Raw genomic sequence first — 3394 nt, 5'->3', positions numbered from 1 at the left:
AAAGCAAAAACCCCCAGTCATTTCTGACTGGGGGTTTCTGGGCTGTAAGAGCCTGACGATGACCTACTTTCACACGGGAACCCGCACTATCATCGGCGCTGACGCGTTTCACTGTCCTGTTCGGGATGGGAAGGAGTGGTACCACGTCGCTATGGTCATCAGGCATAAAGAGTTGTCTGACTGATCACGCGATCAATCAAACGAATTCATAGAGTTTGGAATCAGCTTTTGGCGAATTGTTTTGAATGCGTCAACTTGGCATAACACCTTGATCAGACTGATCAAAGTTATAGGGTCAAGCCGCACGAGCAATTAGTATCAGTTAGCTTAACGCATTACTGCGCTTCCACACCTGACCTATCAACGTCCTGGTCTTGAACGACTCTTTAGGGGGCTCAAGGCCCCGGCAGATCTCATCTTGAAACGAGTTTCCCGCTTAGATGCTTTCAGCGGTTATCTCTTCCACACTTAGCTACTCGGCAATGCCACTGGCGTGACAACCGATACACCAGAGGTGTGTCCACTCCGGTCCTCTCGTACTAGGAGCAGGCTTCCTCAAATCTGCAGCGCCCACGGAAGATAGGGACCAAACTGTCTCACGACGTTTTAAACCCAGCTCACGTACCTCTTTAAATGGCGAACAGCCATACCCTTGGGACCGGCTACAGCCCCAGGATGAGATGAGCCGACATCGAGGTGCCAAACACCGCCGTCGATATGAACTCTTGGGCGGTATCAGCCTGTTATCCCCAGAGTACCTTTTATCCGTTGAGCGATGGCCCTTCCATACAGAACCACCGGATCACTATGTCCTGCTTTCGCATCTGCTCGACTTGTCAGTCTCGCAGTTAAGCACGCTTATGCCATTGCACTATCGTCACGATGTCCGACCGTAACTAGCGTACCTTCGAACTCCTCCGTTACGCTTTGGGAGGAGACCGCCCCAGTCAAACTGCCTACCATGCACTGTCCCCGATCCAGATAATGGACCTAGGTTAGAACCTCAAACACACCAGGGTGGTATTTCAACGTTGGCTCCACAAGATCTAGCGACCCTGCTTCAAAGCCTCCCACCTATCCTACACAGATCTGTTCAAAGTCCAATACAAAGCTACAGTAAAGGTTCATGGGGTCTTTCCGTCTTTCCGCGGGGAGATTGCATCATCACAAACATTTCAACTTCGCTGAGTCTCAGGAGGAGACAGTGTGGCCATCGTTACGCCATTCGTGCAGGTCGGAACTTACCCGACAAGGAATTTCGCTACCTTAGGACCGTTATAGTTACGGCCGCCGTTTACTGGGACTTCAATCAAGAGCTTGCACCCCATCATTTAATCTTCCAGCACCGGGCAGGCGTCACACCCTATACGTCCACTTTCGTGTTTGCAGAGTGCTGTGTTTTTAATAAACAGTCGCAGCCACCGATTTTTTGCAACCCATTCATGCTCCGTTGTTCACTTCACACTAATAGGGCACACCTTCTTCCGAAGTTACGGTGTCAATTTGCCGAGTTCCTTCTCCTGAGTTCTCTCAAGCGCCTTAGAATACTCATCTCGCGCACCAGTGTCGGTTTGCGGTACGGTCGTATATAGCTGAAGCTTAGTGGCTTTTCCTGGAACCTCGTTCAGTCACTTCACCAGCAAGCTGGCTCGATCGTTGGCCTCGGTATATGTGCACCGGATTTGCCTAATGCACGCCTACATCCAACTAAACCGGGATATCCAACACCCGGATGACCTATTAAGATCCGTCCCCACATCGCACTATATATCGGTACAGGAATATTGACCTGTTTCCCATCAGCTACGCATCTCTGCCTCGCCTTAGGGGCCGACTCACTCTACGCCGATGAACGTTGCGTAGAAAACCTTGCGCTTACGGCGAGGGGGCTTTTCACCCCCTTTAACGCTACTCATGTCAGCATTCGCACTTCTGATACCTCCAGCACGCTTTACAACGCACCTTCACAGGCTTACAGAACGCTCTCCTACCACTTGCAATAAATTGCAAATCCGCAGCTTCGGTAACTGGCTTAGCCCCGTTACATCTTCCGCGCAGGACGACTCGATCAGTGAGCTATTACGCTTTCTTTAAATGATGGCTGCTTCTAAGCCAACATCCTGACTGTTTTAGCCTTCCCACTTCGTTTCCCACTTAGCCAATTTTAGGGACCTTAGCTGGCGGTCTGGGTTGTTTCCCTCTTGAGTCCGGACGTTAGCACCCGGTGCTCTGTCTCCCAAGCTGTACTCATCGGTATTCGGAGTTTGCCTTGGTTTGGTAAGTCGCCATGACCCCCTAGCCAAAACAGTGCTCTACCCCCGATGGTAATACTTGAGGCACTACCTAAATAGTTTTCGGAGAGAACCAGCTATTTCCAAGTTTGTTTAGCCTTTCACCCCTATCCACAGCTCATCCGCTAGTTTTGCAACACTAGTCGGTTCGGACCTCCAGTACCTGTTACGGCACCTTCATCCTGGCCATGGATAGATCACTTGGTTTCGGGTCTACACCCAGCGACTGATCGCCCTATTCGGACTCGATTTCTCTACGGCTTCCCTATTCGGTTAACCTTGCCACTGAATGTAAGTCGCTGACCCATTATACAAAAGGTACGCAGTCACCCCTTACGAGGCTCCTACTTTTTGTAAGCACGCGGTTTCAGGATCTATTTCACTCCCCTCCCGGGGTTCTTTTCGCCTTTCCCTCACGGTACTAGTTCACTATCGGTCAATGATGAGTATTTAGCCTTGGAGGATGGTCCCCCCATATTCAGACAGGATTTCTCGTGTCCCGCCCTACTTGTCGTTAGCTCAGTACCACACAGGTCATTTCACGTACGGGGCTATCACCCGCTATGGCCAGCCTTTCCAAGCTGTTCCGTTATGTCTTGTGCTATCACTAACAGGCTTCTCCGATTTCGCTCGCCACTACTTTCGGAATCTCGGTTGATGTCTTTTCCTCGAGCTACTGAGATGTTTCAGTTCACCCGGTTCGCCTCGCATGACTATGTATTCATCATGCGATACCTTTCGGTGGGTTTCCCCATTCGGAAATCTCCGGATCAAAGCTAATTTGCCAGCTCCCCGAAGCTTATCGCAGGCTATCACGTCCTTCGTCGCCTATCATTGCCAAGGCATCCACCACGTGCTCTTATTCACTTGACCCTATAACTTTGACGTTTCCTCACGGAAACTAAAGTCAATCAAGGAATTGCCAGGTCTTTCACCTGGCGCGTTATGCCGTTACATTCAAAATTCGATTTGACTCGAAATTGAAGTTTCTTTTGACGCAATCAAAAATTCTATGTTGCTGATGGCACGGTCTGCACTAAACCTTTACGAATGTGCAGTTTCCATCAGCAACGCTGATTCGACTCTATGAATTTTTAAAGAAC

Annotated in this window: 2 rRNA genes; both read right to left on the bottom strand. The window is 49.9% G+C overall.

Going from position 1 to position 3394, the window contains the following annotated elements:
* Positions 1-50: 50 nt before the first annotated feature.
* Positions 51-163 (bottom strand): 5S ribosomal RNA (gene rrf, locus BLW48_RS34725).
* A gap of 128 nt (positions 164-291) precedes the next feature.
* Positions 292-3164 (bottom strand): 23S ribosomal RNA (locus tag BLW48_RS34720).
* Positions 3165-3394: the final 230 nt, after the last annotated feature.

This window comes from Variovorax sp. YR266 (assembly GCF_900107295.1).
Lineage (GTDB): Bacteria > Pseudomonadota > Gammaproteobacteria > Burkholderiales > Burkholderiaceae_C > Variovorax.
This window is presented reverse-complemented; position numbering and strand designations above follow the sequence as displayed.